Origin of the sequence: Paenibacillus ottowii (assembly GCF_050516475.1) — a bacterium.
In the GTDB taxonomy this organism is placed as follows: domain Bacteria; phylum Bacillota; class Bacilli; order Paenibacillales; family Paenibacillaceae; genus Paenibacillus; species Paenibacillus ottowii.
Genome location: NZ_CP191577.1, coordinates 1,350,613 through 1,373,748 on the forward strand (window position 1 = coordinate 1,350,613; position 23,136 = coordinate 1,373,748).

Below are 23,136 nucleotides of genomic sequence, written 5' to 3' on the forward strand. Positions count from 1 at the left end.
TTTTGCAGGATAGGCTTAAGTATAGTAGTCATACGGTTCAAAGTCTGTCTAACGGTGGGGACGGGGTCCGACTAATTTTGTCGGAAAGAGGAGAAGGGACTAGCCATGCGGAAGGGGGAGAAAACAGAAAGAAGCCCGCATCTCCAAGGAGTATGCGGGCTTTCTGAATTTAAACTAGTTATCGTTATTATTATTGCGTGAACGGTTACGTAAGAATGTCGGAATATCCAACTGGTCACTGCTTTGTGAGTTACCAAATGGACGCAGATTAGGAGAGGACTTTTCCGTTGCTTCGGAAGCCGCTGGGTTAGCAGCTGGTCTACGTCCTGGTGCTGGCTGGCTCGGTTTACCTTCAAAGCCAGTAGCGATCACGGTAACCTTAATTTCTTCTTTCAAGTCTTCATCAATGATCGCACCGAAAATCATATTCACTTCCGGATCGGAAGCCGATGTAACAATTTCAGCCGCCTCATTGACTTCGTACAAAGACAGATTGGCGCCGCCAGTGATGTTCATAATGACACCACGTGCACCCTCTATGGACGTCTCCAGCAACGGACTCATGATAGCCTTGCGCGCTGCTTCAGCCGCACGATTTTCACCCGTCGCTTCGCCAATCCCCATCAACGCGGAGCCACGCTCCGTCATGATCGTTTTTACGTCAGCGAAGTCAAGATTGATCAGACCCGGTACAGCGATCAAATCCGAAATACCTTGTACAGCCTGACGCAGAACATTATCTGCTTCACGGAATGCTTCCAGCATTGGGGTTTTCTTGTCCACAATTTCAAGCAAACGATCATTCGGGATTACAATCAAGGTGTCTACTTTTTCTTTCAATCCCTCAATCCCAAGTTCAGCTTGATTGGAGCGTTTACGCCCTTCAAATGTGAATGGTCGGGTTACCACGCCTACAGTCAGCGCACCGCATTCCTTAGCAATTTCAGCAATGACAGGGGCCGCTCCGGTTCCTGTACCGCCACCCATTCCCGCGGTTACGAATACCATATCCGCGCCTTTGAGCGTATTCATAATGAGCTCACGCGACTCTTCAGCCGCTTTTTTACCCACATCAGGGTTAGCCCCTGCACCCAGACCGCGAGTCAGCTTATCGCCAATCTGAAGCTTATGCTCAGACTTCGCTAAGTGAAGTGCTTGGGCATCTGTATTGACAGTAATGAATTCTACACCCTGAACTCCATTTTCGATCATTCGGTTAACTGCATTGCTGCCGCCGCCTCCGACGCCGATCACTTTAATTTGAGCCAAGCTCTCCATTTCAAAATCAAATTCCAACATACTATTCCATCTCCCCCTCAATGTGCATGGATGGCCCGTCCATGATTGGCATAATTAGCAATGAACGTTATATAAATTCACTGAACATATTTTTTAATCGTTCAATCAACCCCTGCTTTTGCTCGCCTTCCGCAACGGGACTGCTGCTCTTGGTTCGGTTAGTCGGCTTCTTGGTACTACTGCCACTGTTGCTGACACTAGTCGATCTCCCGCGATAGTAACGGATAGCATTATGCAAGATACCAACTCCGCTCGTATATCCCGGATCCCTTACACCGATAAAATCAGGTACAGCGATCCTTACAGAAGCGGCCAGTTCGCTTTGTGCCACCTGAAGTACACCAGGCATGGAGACGGTGCCTCCGGTAAGTATATAACCCCCCGGAAGCTCTGTGTAACCCAAGCGCTTAACTTCCGCCTGAATGAGTTGGAAAATTTCCTGTACTCTCGGCTCGATAATAGCAGCCAAATCCTGTTGGTTGAACTCCTTATCTACATTGCTGCCGATACGGGTCACCTTAAAGACAACATCGGCTGCTGCATCATCATACCAAGCGCAGCCGTATTTGAGTTTAACTTTTTCGGCTTGATCGGTAAGGGTTCTCAGTCCGTAGGCAATATCATTGGTTACAAATTCTCCGCCGATGGGGAGTGTTGATGTAGCTACAATCGTTCCTTCCTGGAAAATGGCCACATTCGTAGAACCTGCACCAATATCCACCAGCACGGAACCCATCACCTTTTCATCCTTCGAAAGAGACAACTGTCCAGCTCCAAGAGGCAACAAGACGAGATCTTTAATCCTCAACCCAGCTTTCTCAACGCAGCGCAACAGATTATGTATTGGGGTCTTGCCTCCAGTAACAATCGTAGCCTCTACTTCGAGACGAACACCGATCATACCACGAGGGTCCTGAATTCCTTCAAGACCATCCACGACATACTGCTTGGCTACCACGTCAATAATTTCCCTCTCCGGTGGTACGGCGATTACTTCCGCTGCCTTCAGTACACGCTCAATGTCCTCTTCACCGATTTCGCGGTCCTCGTTGGATACGGCTACTACGCCGTGACTATTTTGCAGACCAATATGATTGCCTGAAATCCCCACATACACTTCTGTTATTTGAATACCAACCATGCGTTCTGCGTGATCCACGGCGTTACGGATTGATTGCACGGTTTGATCAATGTCTACAATTGCACCTTTGCGAATCCCTTCCGAGTCGGCAGATCCAACTCCAATAATATTAAAGGTTCCATTATTCATTTCCCCAATAATAGCCCGAACTTTGGATGTACCGATGTCCAAACTAACAATGATGTCATTGTTGCTCAAGTCTGTGGCACCTCCTGACTCCAAAATGAATTTCGTTCTTTAAACACACTCTGTACATATTCAACATACTCCATGCTTTCCCTCTTTTTTCTACAAATTTTTTAGAAGCCAATTTATGGTTGCAGTCACATAAAAATTTGAAGAAAAAAGAAGGAGGCAAGTCTATTACCCATAAAATCAATTCTAGCATTTTTTCACATTACTGAGTAGTATCTTTTTCTTGGCTCTCTTCGCTCGTATCTGGTTTGAAGGGAACGTAGGAATCCGCCTCCAGCATTGTGATCACACCAGGATCTTCTGTTTCTAGCACCTGGTTCAAATAGCTAATTTTAGAGTTCAACAGCGAAACGGTTGTAATAACTTCAAACTGGGAACGCGTGTACATTTTTATACGGTCTGGAAAAGAAGGAATTGGTGCAGGTATGATTTCCGAGATATCAGCTGTCCATTCTCCCGGAATGCGTGATAATGCATCACACAGCTTCGCTTTGTAGGGATCATCTGATTTCCATTTAGTCAAAATAGGCTTCTCTACCGCGATCCCACTGCTTCCCACACCCACGCTTGTCCCATTCGCTAAAATAGCACGCAGGCTCCCGTCATTTTGCAACTCGTAAGCTACCGTAGCAAACTCTTTAATGTGAATCGTAATGATACCTGGAAACTGCTTGTCCACTGTGACTTGCTGAATCGACTGAATTTCCCGCAGCTTCTCAGAGACGTCGGATGCACTGACTCCGAAATATTGATCTCCGACAGCCAGACCACTTCGATTGAGAAGTTGCTCCCGGGTCGAAAATACATTACCATCAAAATGAATTTCAGAAACCTTACTCAACGAAGAACGGAAAAAGAGAACAGCGAGCAGGACAATAAACAACAAAATGAGAAGAATAGCAATCTTCCGGCTTGTTCTTTTTTTCGTTCTGTTCTTTTTAAGAACAGGTATTTGAGCATTTGGCATAGCTTCTCTCCACAAAAGCCCTTTGTCCCCCCGTTAACGGAGGGACATTATAGGCATTAATTTACGAAATCCAGTTGCTCGGGCACTGGAGACTGACGGCTCATTCGCGCACCCAATCCCTGGAAAAGACGTTCGATCCGGTCATACCCTCTGTCAATGTGATGAACCTGCTCAACAATGGTACGTCCTTGAGCGGCTAGACCGGCTATAACCAGTGCAGCCCCTGCCCGCAGATCGGTAGCTTCTACTGTAGCCCCGTACAGACGAGAAACCCCTCTTATAAAAGCAGCATTCGCATCGACCGTAATATCAGCACCCATTACATTCAGTTCATCCACATGCTTAAATCGGCTTTCGAAGACCGTTTCCTTCATCACACTGAAGCCATCCGCCAAAGAAAGCAGAACCATGACCTGAGACTGCAAATCCGTCGGAAATGAAGGATAAGGAGAGGTGACGATCCTCTCTACCGCTTTGGGACGGCTCATACAACTTACGGTCATTATATCATTCAAGATGCCGATTTGAACACCAGCCCGCCTGAGGACGTGAATCAGAGCAGACAAGTGGGAGGGATTGCAGTGTGTCAACGACACACTACCTCGTGTAGCAGCGGCTGCGATCATAACCGTTCCAGCTACTATGCGGTCAGGAATGACCTCATACGTACATGGATTGAGTTGACTGACCCCCGTGATTGTAATGGTGTCTGTTCCGGCACCGATAATGCGGGCTCCCATGGCATTCAGAAAGTTTTGAAGATCCTGAATCTCCGGTTCCCTCGCTGCATTGGTAATTGTTGTTCGTCCTTCGGCCAGCGCCGCAGCCATCATAATATTTTCCGTTGCGCCTACGCTCGGAAAATCCATGTGGATGTCTGAGCCGATCAGCTTGCGTGCTCGAAACGTAATTTGCTCGTCTTTCTCCTCGATCTCTGCCCCAAGGGCTTTTAAGCCCTCCAGGTGTAGATCAATTTTGCGCTCGCCGATCGCGCAGCCTCCGGGCTGGTAAATGGAAACTTCTCCATATCTAGCGAGCAACGGCCCCATAAGAAAGATAGATGACCGCATTTGCTTCATCAAATCCTCAGGAATTTGGAACGTTCGGACGGACGATGTATCCACATATACCGTTTCCTCTTCATGTCGGCATGTGCAACCAAGTCTTTCTAGAATACGCAGCATGACCTTAATGTCTAAAAGATGGGGGACATTCCGAATTTCCACCTTGCCTTGGGCAAGTAAACTTGCTGCAAGAATAGGTAGTGCCGCATTTTTTGCCCCATGGATACGTATGGTGCCTGACAGGGGACGGCCTCCCTCAATCACCAATTTGTCCAATGTATCACCTCCGAGTTTACCGCTCACCCACTACGAAAACCTCCGGAACTAGCTTGATGCCGGTTTGAGATGATATTGTACTTTGAATATGCTTCATTAGGGTAAGCACGTCCTCTGCTGTCGCTTGACCGGTATTTACAATGAAATTAGCATGCTGTACAGATACCTCAGCGCCTCCTGCCTTCAAGCCTTTGAGACCTGCGTTTTCAATAAGCCGGGCAGCATAGTCTCCTGGTGGATTACGGAACACGCTTCCTGCACAAGCTAACTGTAGCGGCTGGGTCAGCCTACGGCGGTCTTTAAAAGCCGCAAGTGCTGCTGAGATTTCCTCTCGGTCCCCCCGCTTCATCTGGAACACTGCCTCTGTCACCATTCCACGTTGCTCATGCAGCACGGAGTGACGATAGCTAAAATGCATATCCTCGGCATTGTACACAGCCAATTCCCCTGTATCCAGCACAATCTCAGCGGACTGGAATATTTGTGACACATCAGACCCGTGGGCACCGGCGTTCATGTAGACAGCCCCACCAACCGATCCTGGGATACCACCAGCAAATTCAAGGCCCGACAGCCCCTGCTTGCTAGCCATAACACACAGTTTGACCAGTGAAACGCCTCCACCAGCAACGATCTGTTCATCTCCGAAACGAACATAATCAAATCCTGGTCCCAGCTTGATCACCAGTCCCCGAATCCCTTTGTCAGAGACGAGCATGTTAGAGCCCCGCCCTAACTGCATCCAGGGAATTCCGTGCTCGCTAGCCAGCTTCAAAAGCCTTGCCAACTGCTCTTTGGTATCCGGGATCACAAGAGCATCCGCAGGGCCCCCAATCTTCCACGTCGTATATTTGGACAGCGGCTCATGCTCCAGCACTTTTCCGATATCATGCTCCGCTAATAATGGCATCCATTGCTGCATTGTACTGAAACCTCCTTGTTGCTTGCCCCGCACAGTTATAAGGCTCCCACCTGACAACCGGCAGCCTGGGTGATGGTCACAATCTATAGGGTATCCTATGTAAATACCGTCCGGTGTGTGACAACCGCCCAAATCTGCGCTGCGGACTACCTTTTATGGGCAAGACGCTCCATTTCTTTTACTAAAATATTTGCTGAGTCAGGTTTGCCAAGCGCAGATGCCAACTCTGCCATTCGGCTCCGTCTTTTCTCATCCTTCATAATTTCCGCTATAGATTGAAACAAAGCCGGGCCACTTAATTCCTTTTCTGTGATCATGACAGCAGCCCCTGCCTTTTCAAGTGTACGAGCATTAGCTTCCTGATGGTTATTCGTCACATTGGGTGATGGAATCAGAATGGACGGAATGCCCAGTGATGTAATCTCCGCCAGGAAGGACGCACCAGCGCGATTAACGATTAAAGAGGTACAAGCCAGCACCTCGGGCATATTGTGAATATAGGGGAGCACGTGTAAATGATTGGGCAATGAGCCGATCTGATTTCGGATGCTTTCCAGCGTTTGCTCATAATAAGATTCACCAGTTACATATACAAAATGGACGTCTTTCAGTTGCGAAAGTTGCGGAACCATTGCAATCATGGCATCATTAATGGCCTTCGCCCCTCTGCTGCCGCCAACCACCAGGACAACCGAGCTATTCATCGGAACCCCTATAGTAGCAAATCCCCGATCCCGGTTAGCCAAACGAACTGTTGTAGCACGCGGATTCCCAGTGTACAGTACATTTTTAGCTTTCGGAAAAGCCCCTTCCGAGCCTTCAAAGCTAACAGCCACTGTATCCACATAGCGACTCAGAAATGCATTGGTCAGCCCCGGAATCGCATTTTGTTCATGAATTATGCTGGGGATTCCCAACTTGGAAGCTGCATAGACGACAGGGCCGCATACATATCCCCCTGTCCCAATAACGATATCTGGCTTAAATTTCTTTAATAATGCTTTAGACCTGCGAACTCCTTTGAAAAAGCGCATAATCGTTTTTATATTTTCCACAGACAAGCTGCGTCGAAATCCTGTGATATCAATAGCTTCAAACGGGATTTTTTCCTGAGGAACCAATTTACTTTCAAGTCCTCGTTGACCGCCAATGTATAAAAATTCAGCGTCTGGATCTATTTCTTCGCACTGTCTGGCTACAGCCAATGCTGGATAAATATGCCCTCCAGTACCGCCGCCGCTCAACACGACGCGCATAAACGTTCACCTCGCATAACGTGATAAATTCAATAAAATGCCCAAAGCAGTTAGCATTAAGGTTAATGAAGAACCTCCATAGCTGATTAAGGGCAGTGTTATTCCTGTTACCGGCATTAGTCCGATAACAACACCAATATTAATAACGACCTGTACCGCTACCATTCCGACAATTCCCACCGCAAGCAAACTGCCATAGGTATCCGGAATGGTTATAGCGATACGCATCCCTCTCCAAACAAGGACCAAAAAAAGCCCCAGCACGGTCATTCCACCGATAAAACCAAGCTCCTCCGCCAGTATGGAAAAGATAAAGTCTGTCTGTGGTTCAGGAACGTAGCTGTATTTTTGCCGGCTCATACCGAGCCCCAGACCAGCCAATCCGCCAGGACCAATAGCATATAGCGATTGAATTATTTGATAACCCGCGCCAAGTGGATCTGACCAAGGGTCCAGAAACGCGGTAATACGCTGGAGCCGATAAGGGGCAGCCGCAATCAGTGCAGCAAACCCCGCTGCCCCCGACAAGGCCAGTAGACCAAGATGCTTCATACGTGCGCCTGCCGTAAATACGATCAGCATGGATGCTCCCATCATTACCGTGCCTGTGCCCAAGTCAGGCTGGAGCATAATGAGCCCAAAGGCCAGCCCCATCAGCCCAAGCGGGGGCAACAGTCCGCGCGTGAAAGAGCTAATATCATAGTCAGGACGACTGAGCCATTGAGATAGAAATAGAATCATGCCTAGCTTCATAAACTCGGAAGGCTGAATGCCAAAAGAGCTAATACCGAGCCAGCTCCGTGCCCCGCCTCTTACTACACCAATGCCTGGAATTAAAACGGCGACCAGTAGCGCCAAGCAGATCAACAATACGACCTTGGCATATTTCCGCCATATCCGATAGTCCGTTCTGGCAGTAAAGTACATGGCTACAAGGCCGAGCCCCGCAAACAGCAATTGCCGTTTAACAAAATAGTAGGAGTCCCCGTACTCGTGAAAAGCGAGGACGGCGCCCGCGCTGTATACCATAACCATGCCGATGGCTAACAAGCTTACAATACAGACGAAAAGCCATATATCTGGCGCCGGACGAGATTGCTTCATCAGGAGGCCACCCCTTGCATAAAAGTAGGGGCTTATCCAACCCCCCTACTTACAATTTATGCGCCGCCTCTTTAAAAATACGTCCACGCTCTTCATAGGATTGGAACATATCCCAACTTGCACAGGCAGGTGAGAGTAATACCACGTCTCCCGTCTCAGCAAGTTCAGCTGCCTTGTATACAGCCTCCACGAGCGTAGCGGCGGCATCCTCCCCATTATCGACGACCTTGACATGCTCTATTCCAGCTTGGCGAGCCCGATCTGCCAGCTTATGCCGTGTCTCACCCATGAGCACAACGGCTTTCACACCTTCCTGTAGAGACGGTACAAGCTCTGCATAATCAGAGCCACGATCCAATCCTCCGGCAATGAGTACAATGGGCTCCTTAAAGGAAGATAAGGCCATCATTGTCGCTTTGGAATTGGTTGCTTTGGAATTGTTGTAATAAGCCACTCCAGCGTGTTCTAAAACATATTCAAGCCGATGTTCTACGCCGCGAAAAGTACTTAGAGGTTCCGCTAGTTTTGCTGGTTCTGCGCCTGCGGCAATGGCGATTGCGCAAGCAGCCAGAGCATTTTCTACGTTAAAACGACCCGGTAAACCAATATCGCTGACGCCTATAATGGGATGCAGTACCCCATTGCCATCACGATAAACGATATTTCTTTCAATATCATCCATCACATCCGGTATGTATGGCGGGTCAGCGAACAACCCTTCCTGCAAACGTTCCGTCATGGAGAAAGGAAGCAGCTTTGCTTGAATATAGGGCACAAGCTCTCGACAGACGGGATCGTCCCAGTTCACCACCGCAGTATCTGCCGCTGTTTGATTGGCAAAAAGACGTGCCTTGGAAGCAACGTAGTCCTCCATGCCTCCGTGGTAGTCCAAATGGGTCTCAGCTACATTGAGCAAGCAGGCTACAGCAGGCTTGAAGTCCTTTGTTCCTTTTAACTGAAAGCTGCTCAGCTCCACAACCATCCACTCGTCCGACTTGGCGTCCACAGCCGCCTCGCATAACGGCGTACCGATATTACCAGCCACAATCGGATTCATGCCGGATGCCTCCAACAGCTTGCCCACCCAAGTAGTCGTGGTCGTCTTTCCGTTGGAGCCCGTAATTCCGATGATCGGAGCTTTACATAGATGGTAGGCGACCTCAACCTCGGTCACAACCTCAATGCCGAGCTCGACAGCTTTCTGTATGGGAGGGGCCGTATATGGAATTCCTGGATTTTTGACAACCAGCTTCACTCCAGGATGAATCAGCCCTTCCGGGTGACCTCCGCATAAAACGGAAATTCCCAAAGCCTCTAATTCAGAAGCTTCGGGACATTGTTCCCTATCTTTTTTATCATTAACTATGAGCTTGGCACCGGCCTGGTGCAGCACCTTGGCAACTTGTACGCCGCTTTTGGCCAGACCGATAATGACAACTTCCTGATCTCGGTATGCATCTGGATGATTCATTTGTCTACAACCCCTTGTTGAGATAAAGTCCGAGTCCTGCCAACAGCAGTCCTACAGCCCAGAATGTAATAACTACGCGCCATTCGGACCAGCCGGACAGCTCGAAATGATGATGAATCGGGCTCATTTTGAAAATACGCTTGCCACGTGTTTTAAAGGAGGCTACCTGCAAGACCACGGACAACATTTCGATTACAAATACACCACCGATAATGATGAACAGAATTTCGCTTTTTGTAACGATGGCAATGGCCCCTATGGCGCCGCCGATTCCCAGCGAGCCGGTGTCACCCATAAATACTTTGGCAGGATGAGCATTATATACGAGAAAACCAAGTACAGCCCCAATCATGGCCGCTGCGCAAACGGCAGCCGGAAGCGAGGTTGCTTGAATCGCCACAATAGCATAAGCAGCAAATGCAATCGCACTTGTACCGGACAGCAGCCCGTCCAGCCCATCTGTAAAATTGACTGCGTTGCTAATCGCCAGCATCATGATAATAATGAACGGATAATAAAACCAGCCGCCCCAATCAAATGACCATGAAGTGCCCGGGATGCCAATTGCTGTGCTGTGATCATTGCTAATCAGAAGCCAGCTCATAATCGCTCCAAACAATAACTGCCCGAACAGCTTTTGACGCGCTGTCAGACCAAGCGAGCGTTTAAATACGATTTTGATATAGTCGTCCAGAAAGCCGATCAGTCCAAAACCGAGTGTAGCAACCAGCAGAACGTAAAAGTCCGTATTTTTGATAGCTGAGAACTTAAGAAAGGTCAGCGTAAAAGCCAGCAGGATTACAATACCGCCCATTGTAGGCGTACCTATTTTTTTAAGATGGCTTTGTGGCCCGTCATCCCGGACCTGCTGGCCGAATTTCATTCGCCGCAGCAGCGGAATGAGCAATGGAGCGGCAATGACCGCCAGTATAAACGATACGACGATCGTCAGCAGTAATAATTGAATATCCATGGGAGTCTCCCTCTCGTCAACATCAGTTCTGTAGCGGACCGTTTTTCAGCGCATCCACAATTTCTTCTAATCGCATCCCTCTGGATGCCTTAACCAGCACAATATCATCGGCATGGAGATAAGCCTGCAAATGCTGGATCAGCTTTTGCTTATCTGTATAAACATGTACGTTGCCAGTTGGCATCGTCTCACGCGCACCCTGCGCAATTGAAGCGCCTAACTCACCGTAGGTAAACACTGTCTCTAGGTTATGCTTTGCAGCAAAACGCCCAATTTCCTCATGGAATTGCTTTTCTTCAGTTCCAAGTTCCAGCATATCACCAAGCACGGCGATTTTACGTCCACCCGTTTTATATGCAGACAACGTCTGAATTGCAGCCTTCATGGAAGCCGGACTAGCATTGTAGGCGTCGTTCAGCACGGTAAGTCCATCCGCACACTTCACGACTTCAATGCGCATACCCGTCAGCTTTAAAGACGACAATCCCTTACGTATATGGTCTGCATCCACATTGAAATGACGTGCTACCGCCAGCGCCGCCAATGCATTTACAACATTGTGCTGTCCAAGCAAGGGAACTCGGAAAGCCTCTTGGCCAGATTGAGCTGTTATGAATAAACTGCCTTCTCCATCCGAAGTAATTTCAGTTGGATAATCATCATTGTTCGTAGCTAACCCGAACGTGAATAATTTTAATCCCTCAGGCTTGACCGTCTCAGGCTCTGCCAACACTTGTGGAAGTAGTGGTTCATCCCCATTATAGATAAGCAATCCACCGGGTTTAATCCCACTTGCGATTTCCAGCTTTGCACGAGCAATTTCAGTGCGGGAACCAAGCTGAAGTAAATGCGATTCACCAATGTTGGTTATGACAGCTACATCTGGTTGAGCAATATTAGCCAGCAGACGGATCTCTCCGCGCCCACTCATACCCATCTCCAGAATCAATATATCTGTATCCTGCGGCATGGACAGTACCGTTAACGGCAATCCGATATGATTGTTATAATTTCCTTCGGTTTTGTGTACTTTAAAAGTCGTACCGAGCAGAGCATTTACAATATCCTTCGTTGTCGTCTTGCCGTTACTTCCCGTGATTCCGACGACAGAAACGCCAGTTTCGCGCAAGTATGCAGCTGCTAGATGTTGAAGGGCTTCTAACGTATCCTCAACCTCAATAGCATTCACGGTCGGGGGTGCTCCATGATCCTTTTGCCATAAATACGCGGTAGCCCCTCCATCGCTTATAATCTGCTGAACATAATGATGTCCATCAAATCGTTCACCTGCGAGTGGAACGAACAACCCCAGGCTCTGCGGCCTGCGTGAATCTGTAAAAACGCCCTCAACCATCCGTTCGGCATCTGCCTCTGCGTGAAGTGTCCCTCCACACATGGATACAATCTGACCGATTGTTCTTTTCATCACTTGGATAAACCCCTTATCGCTTCTTTGGCTACGATGCGATCGTCAAATTCATGCACCGTGTTTCCGATCAACTGGTAAGTCTCATGACCTTTTCCCGCAATCAATACTACATCGTCAGGGCTTGCCATTTCAACAGCTTTATGAATTGCAGTTCTGCGATCCACGATCAGTTCATAACGTTCGGCAGGTACGCCTTCATCAATCAACCCTTGTTCGATATCTTGCAAAATTGCCAGTGGATCTTCTGTTCGCGGGTTGTCGGAAGTAATAAAGGAATGATCGCTGTAACGTGCAGCAATTTTCCCCATTAACGGACGTTTTGTACGATCCCGGTCTCCACCACATCCAAATACACACCATACTTTTCCAACCGCAAATTCCTTTATAGTGCGCAGGACATTTTCCAATCCATCCGGCGTATGGGCATAGTCAACAATTACAGCAAAGGACTGACACGCATCAACAGGCTCAACCCGTCCATCCACGCCTGCGATTGATTCCAAACTCCGCTTGATATCCACCAGCGGGATTCCTTCCAGCAAAGCAGCTGAAATGGCGGCCAGTGCGTTGTACACATTAAACTTGCCTACCATTCGAAGCTCAATGTCAGCATCTCCTTTAAAAGTGGACACATGGAAGGAGGTTCCTTTGGCACTTATAGTGATACGAGAAGCTTGCACATCCGAGTCCTTTTCCACGCCGTATGTAATCACTTGGGCCGCAGTTTGAGCCTGCAAATAGGAAGAGGCTGGATCGTCTGCATTCAGAACAGCATATTTACTATTGGATGTATCGCTAGAGAAGGTATTTCCCAATCTGGAAAACAAAAGCCCTTTTGCAGCACGGTACTCCTCCATCGTGTTGTGGTAGTCCAGATGATCCTGAGTCAGGTTTGTAAATATAGCGGTACGAAAATCTGTTCCTTTGACGCGACCCTGCTCCAACGCATGTGAAGATACTTCCATGACACAGCACTGAACCCCCTGCTCTGCCATATTCCCAAGATAACGTTGCAGTTCTACTGCTTCAGGCGTAGTACCGGACATAGGATAAGACTGACCGTTATAACGCATTTGAATCGTACCAATCAGCCCGGTGTTTACCCCGGCATCATTCATAATTTTTTCGATCAGATATGTTATCGTTGTTTTCCCGTTCGTTCCAGTTATGCCGATCATACGCATGCGGCGGCTTGGTGAATCAAACATATAATCTGCCAAAACCGCCATCGCATGTCGCGCATCCTTAACAACAAGCTGCGGAACGGGTACATCCAGTTCTCTCTCTACGACCAAAGCAGACGCCCCGGACGCAACGGCCTGCCCAGCATAGTCATGTCCGTCCACTGTAAAACCGGGCAAGCACAGAAATAAGTCTCCCGGCTGCACGCGACGTGAATCCGCCCCGATTCCTCGGCAATCCACTGTACCGTCACCCACCACACGGGAGACGGCCAGCAGTGAAGCCAATTGTTGAAGCTGCATCTTTCATTCCTCCATTGCTCTCTCATTATTCATAGTATGGTATAAAAAGAACCTATCAATCCCCCATATATATACGGATCGTTGATCCCCGCTCTAATCTGGCGCCCGGCTTCGGTGCCTGACTCACAACCGTCTGGCCTGACCCGGATTTCACGAGCATAAAGTTCATATTCATATCTTCATATAAATCAGCTGCAGTGGCACCCACCAGATCGGGCACCGTTTCAATCGGATTTTCGCCATACTTGTACTCTTTGGCAATTTGATTGGTGCGAGGTGGTATTTTCAAGGCAATCAGCGCATCCTTTAAAATATTTTGCACGATTGGCGCAGCAACCACCCCGCCGAATTGAATGCCCTTCGGGTTATCGACAGCAGTATAGACGACGATTTGCGGATCATCCGCCGGAGCAAAACCAATAAAGGATACAATATGCTCCGAGGAAGAATACCGTCCATTAATTACCTTTTGTGCTGTACCTGTTTTACCCCCGACCCGGTATCCTTCAATAAAGGCAGGACGACCTGTACCTTTAGCGACGACACTTTCCAGCGTTTCCCTTACCTGTCGAGAAGTGTCCTCTGAAACCACTCTACGCACCAGTTGCGGCTCCACTTTTTCTAGAACCTTTCCCGTTCCAGGCTGAATCCAGCCTTTGGTAATGTGAGGCTTGTAAAGATTACCGCCATTGATTGCTGCCGATACGGCCGTTACCTGCTGAATCGGAGTGACAGATACCCCTTGACCAAAGGCCGTAGTAGCCAGCTCTACAGGTCCGACCTGAGGTAACTTAAACAAAATGCCATTGCCCTCACCAATCATGTCAATTCCTGTTTTGCTGCCGAAGCCGAAATTGCGAATGTATTTGAACAATGTTTCTTTGCCCAGGCGCTGTCCCAACGTTACAAAGCCGGGGTTGCAAGAGTTTTCCACTACCTGAAGAAAGGTCTGGCTGCCATGCCCGCCTTTTTTCCAACAACGCAGGCGTGCTCCACCGACTTCAATATATCCCGGATCAAAAAAACGGTCATTTTTTAGATTGACCTTCTTTTCTTCCAAGGCAGCGGCCAGTGTAATAATTTTAAAAGTAGACCCAGGTTCATATGTCATCCAAATTGGCAGATTTCGATTGTAAATTTCAGGCGCATATTGCTTATATAGCGCTGGCTCATAGCTTGGTCGTCCAGCCATGCCTAATATTTCACCCGTCTTGGGGTCCATCGCAATAGACAGCGCGGACTTCGCCTGAAATTTGACCATGGCTTGGTCAAGCTCACGTTCCATAATGGACTGCACCGACTTATCAATGGTTAATTGCAGATTTAGTCCATCCTTCGGTTCAATGTACTTTTCAGAAGAACCAGGCATCAGACGGCCACCTGCATCTGACAAATACGCGATGCTACCGTCGATTCCCCGAAGCTTGCTGTTATGCTGCTTCTCTACGCCCGTCAGCCCTTGATTGTCAATTCCAGTAAACCCAAGAATATGAGCCGCCAGATCACCATAAGGATAATAGCGTTTGTTGTCCTCAGCAACAACGATACCCGGCAGCTTCAAATCACGAATTTTTTGGGCTTTCTCCATCGTAATTTTTCGTCCGCCGGGCTGAAGTTTTTGGCTTGCTGTTCGTTTGGTAATCAGCTTGAGCACTTTATCCTCACTCATATCCAGCAAGGGTGCCAGCCTGCGCGCCGTTTCTTCCGGCTCCTTAATTTGTACTGGTATCGCCATGACCGTCGGCGAGCTGATATTATAGGTCAGCGCAGTCCCCTGCCGATCCAAAATTTCGCCACGCTTGGCGGCAAAAGGAATATTGCGGCGCCACGAATCTTCAGCCTTGGCTGAAAGCTCGCTTCCTTTACCCAATTGAACATAGGCGAGCCGGATCGACAAGGCCGCAAACAGTACAAACAATCCCAGTAGCCCCCATACCAGCCTGCGCCGCATGGTCACGTTAGATTTTTTCAAACGCGCCCCCTCCGTTCCTCAAATACTCATGACATGTCTTACCTCATGAATATTCAAAAGAACGAACATTAGAACAAGCTATCAGTTATCTTCGCCTTTAATTGCGGCAGCGCTTTTCTCATCTGCTATTGCAGATATTCCTCCTTTAGGAGTCACCGTGTTTGTTCCAGCATTCGCCGTAGCACCGGTTTTGGTTTTAGAATCGGTCGCTGTTCCAGTTGAGCTGCCTGACTGGTTAGCTGCAACTCCAGTGGTCGAGTCCTGTGCTTCCTCTAGCTTCACGCCGGTCACTGTTTCTTTGGCTGGCATAAGCGTCACACTGACGATCCGCTTGCCATTTACCATTTGTGTCTTTTGAGAAGCAACATACCCTTCACCGGTTACCTGAACGCCAACTTTCATCAGCGTTAAGACTTGAAGTGTGTCACGCAAAGACACACCCGTAAAGTCAGGAATGGTCATAGTGGCACCATCCTCAGTCAGTAAGTAAATACGTTGCCCGGGCTTCATTTTGACGCCTGCCTCAGGGTATTGGCGAACAATTTTGGAGCCTTTTCCAACCGTCACATAGGCAATCCCCTGTTTGAGCAGCGCGTTTTGCGCATCCTTTTTTACCAGACCGGTTAATTGTGGCACTGTAGGCAAATTCACCGTCTTTACCGCAGCCCCATCTGATTTACTGGATTTGGTCCCCGTTTTGGGAACTCCCATATATTGCAGCGATTGGGACACGATTTTTTTAAACACAGGTGCTGCTGCTGTACCGCCGCCTACCGATTTGTTAGGCTCATCCATGACGACCAAGACGGCTATTTTTGGATCATTGACCGGTGCAAAGCCGATAAAGGACACGACATCCTTGGAATGGTCATATACTTTGCCGACAACTTTCGTCGCTGTTCCTGTTTTACCAGCAACACGATATCCGTCGATATAGGCAAGACGTCCCGTACCAATCTCCTGGTCAGACACGACCTGCTCCAGATAGTTGCTTGTCTGGTCTGCCGATTCCTTCGAAATCACCTGGCGGACCTCCTTCGGTTGTATCGTCTGCACTTCATTCGTATCCGGATTCACAATTTCCTTGACCAAATGAGGCTTCATCAGTTTGCCTCCATTTGCTATAGCTGAAATTGCAGCTACCTGCTGGATCGGCGTTACCTGAACACGTCCATGTCCAAAGGAAGCCGTGGCGACTTCGGATTTATATTGGGTATGGAAGGTAATAGCTCCGGCAGACTCACTTGGGAGATCGATACCTGTTTTTACACCAAAGCCAAAATTATCGATATATCGCTTCAGCTTTTCACCGCCCAGCTTATCCAGTCCGAGATGGACGAACCCAACGTTACTTGAGCGCTTGACACCTTCAAGATAGGTTAACGTTCCCCAGTTACGGCTCACATCACGAATATCCCAGCCCCCGACTCTAATGATACCAGACTGGTATCTATCATTCGGATTAAATACCTTTTCTTGAACCGCTGCGGCCAGGGTTACAATTTTAAACGTAGAACCCGGCTCGTAGATCGACTGTGTAGCATTATTACGGAAATTTTCCAAAGATGCACTCCCATATGTATTGGGATTAAAATTCGGGTAGCTTGCCATACCGAGAACATCCATTGTTTTGGGATCAGCTGCTACAACCGTCATCGTTTTCGGATTATATGTTGCAATCGCCTGCTGCATGGCATCCTCTATATAATACTGAATCGTGTCATCAATCGTCAGCTTTAAATTTTTCCCATTTTGTGCCGGCTCATAGATATTTTCCGATCCCTGAAGAGGAACTCCCTTTCGATCCCGCTGATACAGAAGCTTGCCAGCCGTACCTGAAAGCTCTTTATCATAATAAGCCTCCAGCCCCATACCTGCTTTGCCATCCTTACTCAGATAGCCAAGCACATGCGAAGCCAGCTTATTTTCCGGATAATAGCGTTTGGATTCCTGAACAGTGTCCACAGCTCCAATTACCCCATACTTGTCCTTTAGATACTCTTTGAACGTATCCACCTGTGCCTTCACCTCAGGGTCTACCTTCCAGCCCCCGTTACGAATCTCACGGTTTTTTAAGTATTTCCCCTCTTTATCCTTTGCAGATAAATGTCTTCTCAGCTCATCCTCGGGCGTTTTGAGTAGCTGATGAAGCTTGGCTACAACCTCATTCTCCAAGTCATACTCCTGAATGATGCTAGGATTGACAACCACCGTATAAGCCGGTGCATCCGCAGCTAGTACATTCCCTTTACGATCCATAATGGTTCCACGCTTGGGTTGAATCACCTGGTCTTTTTCTACCTGTGTAACTACTAGATTATGCCAATATTCCCCGCTCACGACTTGAATCCAAAATACCTTAAGTAGCAGAACAAGAAAAAAGAGGGTAATACATCCCCCTATCAGCAGTGTGCGAAGCTTTATTCTTTTGACCATAGCTCAAACCTCTCTGCAAAAAATGTATGTCAGAGCATAGCTTGATGCTATGCTCTTAACTATTTGGCAGCCTGCTTTTCCACACGAATGGGCTCTCTTGTTGGTTCGATATATCCCTGTTCCTTTGCCGTCGGAACAATCTGATTCTCCAAACGCTCCTTTTGAATCTTCAGTTGGGCGATATTGGTCTGTAATTTGGAAATGTCCTTGCTGGCTGTACTAATTGCATAATTAATTTGATAAATGTGAGCATACCTGCCAATCAACGTCCCAGCAATGACAATGCATGCTACAAGTGTCAATAGATACAGCAGCTTTTCTCGAATCGGCAGCTCTCTACGGCGTGTAACGACTTTAGTGGTTTCACGATACCGTTGTTGCTGAACCTGTTCCTGACGGGCTCTTTCTTTCACAGCCAAGTTACCGCGTGTATAAGCCATGTCGCCTCTCCTTCTCCATTAAATTTACAATTTTTCGGCAACTCTCAGCTTGGCTGACCGGGATCGTGGATTAAGCTCCAATTCCTGTTCTGATGCCACAATCGGCTTACGATTCACCAGCTTCAGATCGCCTACCATTTTGTCATCCAGAATCGGCAAATCAGACGGATAGATGCTTTTCGCCAAATACTCCTTGAAAATATGCTTGCATATCCGATCCTCCAAGGAATGAAACGTAATAACCGAAATTCTGCCCCCTGGAGCCAGACATCTTACTGCCTGATGCAAAGTATCTTCCAGTGCACCCAGCTCATCATTCACAGCAATCCGCAAAGCCTGAAAACTGCGTTTAGCCGGATGTCCCCCGGTTCTGCGTGCCGCAGCCGGAATTCCTTCTTTGATAATATCGACAAGTTCCCCCGTTGTGTGAATAGGCTTGTTCATTCTACGTTCAACCATGATCTTCGCGATCCGCCTGGAGAACTTCTCTTCTCCATATTGAAACAGGATACGAGCAATCTCCGCTTCCGGCCATTCATTAACAATTTCGTATGCTGTAAGCGAACTGCTCTGATCCATCCGCATATCAAGCGGCGCGTCATGATTGTAACTGAATCCCCGTTCCCCTTCATCGAACTGGGGCGAGGATACACCCAGGTCGAACAAAATACCCTGGACCTGCGGAACGCCGTCTTTTTCGGGCAATCCCAGTTCGGCCAGCTTGTCCTGCAAGTGGCGGAAGTTGGATTTCACTAATGAAACCTTTCCTTCATAGGCTGACAGCTTCTCGCGTGCATTGTTCAATGCCCAGTCGTCCTGATCAAAGGCAATGAGCCTTCCCTCAGGACCAAGCTGTGATGCAATGACGGAACTGTGTCCTGCCCCTCCCAACGTGCAGTCCACATAAATCCCGTCCTGCCTGATGTTTAGTGCCTGTGTTGCTTCTTCCTTGAGTACGGTAATGTGGTGAAACAAACGGCTGACCTCCTAAATTACAATTCAAAGTTGAAATCAACCAATTTCTCAGCAATGTCGTTAAATGCTTCTTCTGATTGGTTGAAATATTGCTCCCAAGTGTGCTTGCTCCAAATCTCTACCCGGGTGGACACTCCCAATACGACGCACTCTTTTGTAAGCTTGGCGTATTCGCACAAATTCCCCGGTAAATTTACCCTGCCCTGTTTGTCCAATTCGCATTCAGTCGCCCCCGAGAAAAAAAACCGGGTAAACGCCCGCGCATCGGCCTTCATCAGAGGCAGTGCTTTAAGTTTTTTCTCCATAACAGCCCACTCATCCATGGGATACACGAAGAGGCATTGATCCAGCCCGCGGGTAACCACGAACGAGGCACCGAGAAGTTCACGAAACTTGGCTGGGACAGTAAGCCGCCCCTTATCATCAATGCTATGTTGGAACTCCCCCATAAACATTGGTTTCGTCACCCCTTACCCCATTCTCCCACTTTGGCCCACTTTCCACCACCTAAGCATAATAGATTCGCTTTAAAAAATCAAAGACCTCTTTTTCATGACGAAAAAGTGATAATTCTAGATTCATGGCATGCTGTCTGTTATTGTAGCCCTGCGTCATAAGATGCCAAAAAGCCCCTTATCCCACAAAAACGAACCCCGACAATATGCATCAGGTTTCGAAACAACATGGAATAAAGGGCTTATATTCGATCCATATGTCAACCTATAAAAGCACTTGCATTAAAAATGCAACACTCCTGCAGCGGACATCGTTACTGAAAATGATTATGCGTTCCAGCTATCTAGATAGACCTTTTGGTCTTCTGTTAATGTATCAATCTTGATCCCCAGGCTATCTAGCTTGAAACGAGCTACCTGCTCATCAATTTCATAAGGTACATTAATCACGGCTTTGCCTAGCTCGTTATAACGATCATTCACATATTTCAAGCCAAGTGCCTGAAGCGCAAATGTCGTGTCCATAATCTCTGCAGGATGACCGTCAGCGGCAGCTAGATTCACGAGGCGCCCTTCTGCGAGCAAATACATCTTACGTCCATCCTTAAAGCGGTATTCCTCGATATTACGACGCACTGTGCGAATGGATTCAGAGCGTTTAGCAAGCTCAGGCTTACTAACCTCCACATCAAAATGGCCTGCGTTACACAGCACAGCTCCATCCTTCATCACATCAAAGTGTTCGCCTGTAATTACAGCTTTATTTCCAGTTACAGTAATGAAGAAATTGCCCACTTTAGCAGCTTCCACCATTGGCATCACATGAAACCCATCCATATGGGCTTCTACGGCCTTGATTGGATCAACTTCGGTTACCACCACATTGGCTCCTAGCCCTTTTGCACGCATAGCAACCCCTTTGCCACACCAGCCATAACCTACTACCACTACTGTACTTCCTGCCACTACCAGATTAGTCGTACGAATAATGCCGTCGAAAGCTGACTGTCCTGTACCATAGCGGTTGTCGAACAAATATTTGCAGTAAGCATCATTTACTGCCACCATCGGAAAGTGAAGCTGTCCTTCTTTTTCCAAGGCCTTCAAACGAATAATCCCTGTAGTGGTCTCCTCTGCTCCTCCACGGATCGTAGAAATCAGATCAGGACGTTCAGATTGTAACAGAGTAACCAGGTCGCCACCGTCATCGATAATGAGATCTGGCTTGGTTTCCAGCGCCTTGATTTGCAAATTCTTGAATTCCTCAGGATCTGGATTGTATTTAGCTAATACCGTAACACCATCTTCAACTAATGCGGCACAAACATCATCTTGTGTCGACAATGGATTACTTCCTGTAATGGTGACCTGGGCTCCACCTGCTTGTACCACTTTAGCCAGATAAGCCGTTTTGGCCTCCAGATGCAAACAAATTGTTACCTTCAGACCGGCAAAAGGCTGCTCTTGCTCGAATTGTTGACGTATACGGTTCAATACTGGCATATGGGCTTCTACCCAATCAATTTTCAAATGACCTTCTGGGGCCAGTTTAAGATCGTGAATAATGCTATTTTGCAGAGAATGGGAAGTCATACGTTGTTTCCTCCTATATATTGGTTAAATGGGTTTATGATCCTTATACATAAATCACACGATGCGTTCCTGACAAATCCAATGGCACATCCATAATCATATCCATCAGGTCGAGACCGTAACGGTTCAGAAAATGATAGACCGTATACGCACGCTCCTGCGGTTGTCCAAATGGGAAAAGCGACCATTCGATATGATCCCAGTGGCGAAGTGCTGTTCCATTTTGCCGAAGCAGTGCTTCCTGCACCTTTGCCTCCAGATAGGCGATTTGCCCTAGAATTTTCTCGCAGTTGGTTTCTCCGAGCTGTAGCAAACCCTTTTCTATCATCCCTGCCTGCTGTATCAGCGGTTTATACATACGAACAAAAGCATCCTTAGCCTCGGAAAACTGATCCTGCATTCCAAGCTGATCTTGAGTGGCAATCCATTGCTTTTTCCGTTCCTCAAGCCCGTCTCTAACTTGAGCAAAAGTTAGTTCGTACTTAAGCATATGCTTTTCCACACCTGGCTCCATCAATGTAAAAGACATTCGGGGCAGCAGGATTGGCATCTGCATCCCTAGCACCCCGAAAGCGTCCCGTGTAATCGCCCAGTAGGCAATTTCTCCTAGTCCCAGCACAGATGCCAGCACCGGAAAGAGTGAATCCTGCATGAGAGGACGGGTTAGTACATTGTTACTAAAACGTTCGGGGTGTCTATCTATCTCTTCAAGCAGTTCATCCGCAGTAAACGCGACCAAACCACGCCGATCTGTAAATAATCCAGCTTTTTTGAAAAGCAGCAGGCGTTCCTCTTCATGAATGTAAAAAAGGTTCGCCCCCCCTTCATGCACATCCGCTTGTAAATGATAACCATAATCCATAATTCGCGCAGCGGTAGTCTGATAAGTTGTCTCCAACTCATCATTGTACTGAACCAACTGTCTAAAAATGGATGTCTCCAGCTTGCGCAGTGAAGGATCTGCTGAGTCCATAAACACTAATCCATAGGTGCCAAACAAACGTCCCATCAGCCTGGCAAAGGAATCACTTAGTCCGTATGAATCTGTTAAACCGTGCTCAATCATACGCATAATATCGGTCTTATGTTCTGAATCTGGCAAGTTTTGCTCTATATCCGCCATCGCTTGCTTCCACTCAGCCGTATCGACTTTAATAGCACTAACCGAAGAACGACGTTCAGGCTGCTTATTCAGCTTGATTTTAACTGCTTGCGGGTCTTTTGCCATTACGTATGTATGATTGACCTCGTCCCAGTCATGATCTTCACCAGCAATCCAGAAAACCGGAATAACCGGACGTCCAAGCCGCTCTTCAGCTTCTCTAGCTGCCTTAATAATCGTAGCGGCTTTGTAAATGACCAACATCGGACCTGTGAAAAGTCCACTTTGCTGCCCGCCAACAACTACTAAAGCATCTGGACTCTCCAAACGGTCCAATGAAGCATGAACCGCCTCATGCGAATTGTGTTGCTCATTGTATATACGAAGACATGCTACGACATCCTTACGGTTTAATCGCAGATGCTCCGTCTTATCCAGCCACTTCGCCCGTTGGGCATAAGCATCGGCGTGCAGAATATCATATTCATACAAATCGCTTGCGCGTCCTGTACCCTGAATGTAGTCTTCTGCCAAAGCCGACCCTCCGCGAAGCATTTCCGGAATTATTTTCATGGGTCTGCC

At 47.8% G+C, this 23,136-nt stretch carries 18 protein-coding genes; all 18 read right to left on the reverse strand.

The window, feature by feature from the left end; all coding sequences use genetic code 11:
• Positions 1-174: 174 nt before the first annotated feature.
• Positions 175-1,299 carry a cell division protein FtsZ gene (ftsZ, locus tag ACQQ6X_RS06375; RefSeq protein WP_305164638.1) on the reverse strand — a complete coding sequence of 375 codons (1,125 nt, stop codon included), beginning with the start codon at positions 1,297-1,299 and terminating at the stop codon, positions 175-177.
• Positions 1,300-1,366: 67 nt separating this feature from the next.
• Positions 1,367-2,638: a cell division protein FtsA gene (gene ftsA / locus ACQQ6X_RS06380; protein ID WP_142613750.1), complete on the reverse strand. Its 1,272-nt coding sequence runs from the start codon at positions 2,636-2,638 to the stop codon at positions 1,367-1,369.
• Between the two features lie 199 nt (positions 2,639-2,837).
• A complete protein-coding gene (locus ACQQ6X_RS06385) occupies positions 2,838-3,602 on the reverse strand; it encodes a cell division protein FtsQ/DivIB (protein ID WP_305164639.1) in 765 nt (254 codons plus the stop codon).
• Between the two features lie 56 nt (positions 3,603-3,658).
• Entirely contained in the window at positions 3,659-4,969 is a 1,311-nt protein-coding gene (gene murA / locus ACQQ6X_RS06390; RefSeq protein ID WP_305164640.1) for a UDP-N-acetylglucosamine 1-carboxyvinyltransferase, read from the reverse strand.
• Positions 4,959-5,864: a UDP-N-acetylmuramate dehydrogenase gene (gene murB / locus ACQQ6X_RS06395; protein ID WP_305164641.1), complete on the reverse strand. Its 906-nt coding sequence runs from the start codon at positions 5,862-5,864 to the stop codon at positions 4,959-4,961. The genes murA and murB overlap by 11 nt, the downstream gene beginning before the upstream one ends.
• A gap of 146 nt (positions 5,865-6,010) precedes the next feature.
• Positions 6,011-7,120, reverse strand: a complete 1,110-nt coding sequence (murG, locus tag ACQQ6X_RS06400) for an undecaprenyldiphospho-muramoylpentapeptide beta-N-acetylglucosaminyltransferase (RefSeq protein ID WP_305164642.1) — start codon at positions 7,118-7,120, stop codon at positions 6,011-6,013.
• A 6-nt stretch (positions 7,121-7,126) separates the two neighbouring features.
• A complete protein-coding gene (gene spoVE / locus ACQQ6X_RS06405; protein WP_305164643.1) occupies positions 7,127-8,224 on the reverse strand; it encodes a stage V sporulation protein E in 1,098 nt (365 codons plus the stop codon).
• A gap of 49 nt (positions 8,225-8,273) precedes the next feature.
• Positions 8,274-9,695: a UDP-N-acetylmuramoyl-L-alanine--D-glutamate ligase gene (murD, locus tag ACQQ6X_RS06410; RefSeq protein ID WP_305164644.1), complete on the reverse strand. Its 1,422-nt coding sequence runs from the start codon at positions 9,693-9,695 to the stop codon at positions 8,274-8,276.
• Between the two features lie 4 nt (positions 9,696-9,699).
• The gene (gene mraY, locus ACQQ6X_RS06415) at positions 9,700-10,668 is read right to left on the reverse strand and encodes a phospho-N-acetylmuramoyl-pentapeptide-transferase (RefSeq protein WP_149033662.1); all 969 of its coding nucleotides are present in this window, start codon (positions 10,666-10,668) and stop codon (positions 9,700-9,702) included.
• A gap of 22 nt (positions 10,669-10,690) precedes the next feature.
• Positions 10,691-12,094: a UDP-N-acetylmuramoyl-tripeptide--D-alanyl-D-alanine ligase gene (locus tag ACQQ6X_RS06420; protein ID WP_305165063.1), complete on the reverse strand. Its 1,404-nt coding sequence runs from the start codon at positions 12,092-12,094 to the stop codon at positions 10,691-10,693.
• Positions 12,094-13,581 carry a UDP-N-acetylmuramoyl-L-alanyl-D-glutamate--2,6-diaminopimelate ligase gene (locus tag ACQQ6X_RS06425; protein ID WP_305164645.1) on the reverse strand — a complete coding sequence of 496 codons (1,488 nt, stop codon included), beginning with the start codon at positions 13,579-13,581 and terminating at the stop codon, positions 12,094-12,096. The genes ACQQ6X_RS06420 and ACQQ6X_RS06425 overlap by 1 nt, the downstream gene beginning before the upstream one ends.
• 55 nt (positions 13,582-13,636) lie before the next feature.
• Complete coding sequence (locus ACQQ6X_RS06430) at positions 13,637-15,553, reverse strand: stage V sporulation protein D (RefSeq protein ID WP_305164646.1); 1,917 nt, start codon at positions 15,551-15,553, stop codon at positions 13,637-13,639.
• An 81-nt stretch (positions 15,554-15,634) separates the two neighbouring features.
• Positions 15,635-17,989 carry a penicillin-binding transpeptidase domain-containing protein gene (locus ACQQ6X_RS06435; RefSeq protein ID WP_305164647.1) on the reverse strand — a complete coding sequence of 785 codons (2,355 nt, stop codon included), beginning with the start codon at positions 17,987-17,989 and terminating at the stop codon, positions 15,635-15,637.
• 59 nt (positions 17,990-18,048) lie between these two features.
• Positions 18,049-18,429, reverse strand: coding sequence for a hypothetical protein (locus ACQQ6X_RS06440; RefSeq protein ID WP_063210134.1), 381 nt, complete (start codon positions 18,427-18,429; stop codon positions 18,049-18,051).
• 24 nt (positions 18,430-18,453) lie between these two features.
• A complete protein-coding gene (gene rsmH / locus ACQQ6X_RS06445) occupies positions 18,454-19,404 on the reverse strand; it encodes a 16S rRNA (cytosine(1402)-N(4))-methyltransferase RsmH (RefSeq protein WP_149033666.1) in 951 nt (316 codons plus the stop codon).
• A gap of 17 nt (positions 19,405-19,421) precedes the next feature.
• Entirely contained in the window at positions 19,422-19,859 is a 438-nt protein-coding gene (gene mraZ, locus ACQQ6X_RS06450) for a division/cell wall cluster transcriptional repressor MraZ (protein WP_025677696.1), read from the reverse strand.
• A gap of 327 nt (positions 19,860-20,186) precedes the next feature.
• The gene (locus ACQQ6X_RS06455) at positions 20,187-21,452 is read right to left on the reverse strand and encodes an adenosylhomocysteinase (RefSeq protein ID WP_305164648.1); all 1,266 of its coding nucleotides are present in this window, start codon (positions 21,450-21,452) and stop codon (positions 20,187-20,189) included.
• A 43-nt stretch (positions 21,453-21,495) separates the two neighbouring features.
• Positions 21,496-23,127 carry a bacillithiol biosynthesis cysteine-adding enzyme BshC gene (gene bshC / locus ACQQ6X_RS06460; RefSeq protein ID WP_305164649.1) on the reverse strand — a complete coding sequence of 544 codons (1,632 nt, stop codon included), beginning with the start codon at positions 23,125-23,127 and terminating at the stop codon, positions 21,496-21,498.
• Positions 23,128-23,136: the final 9 nt, after the last annotated feature.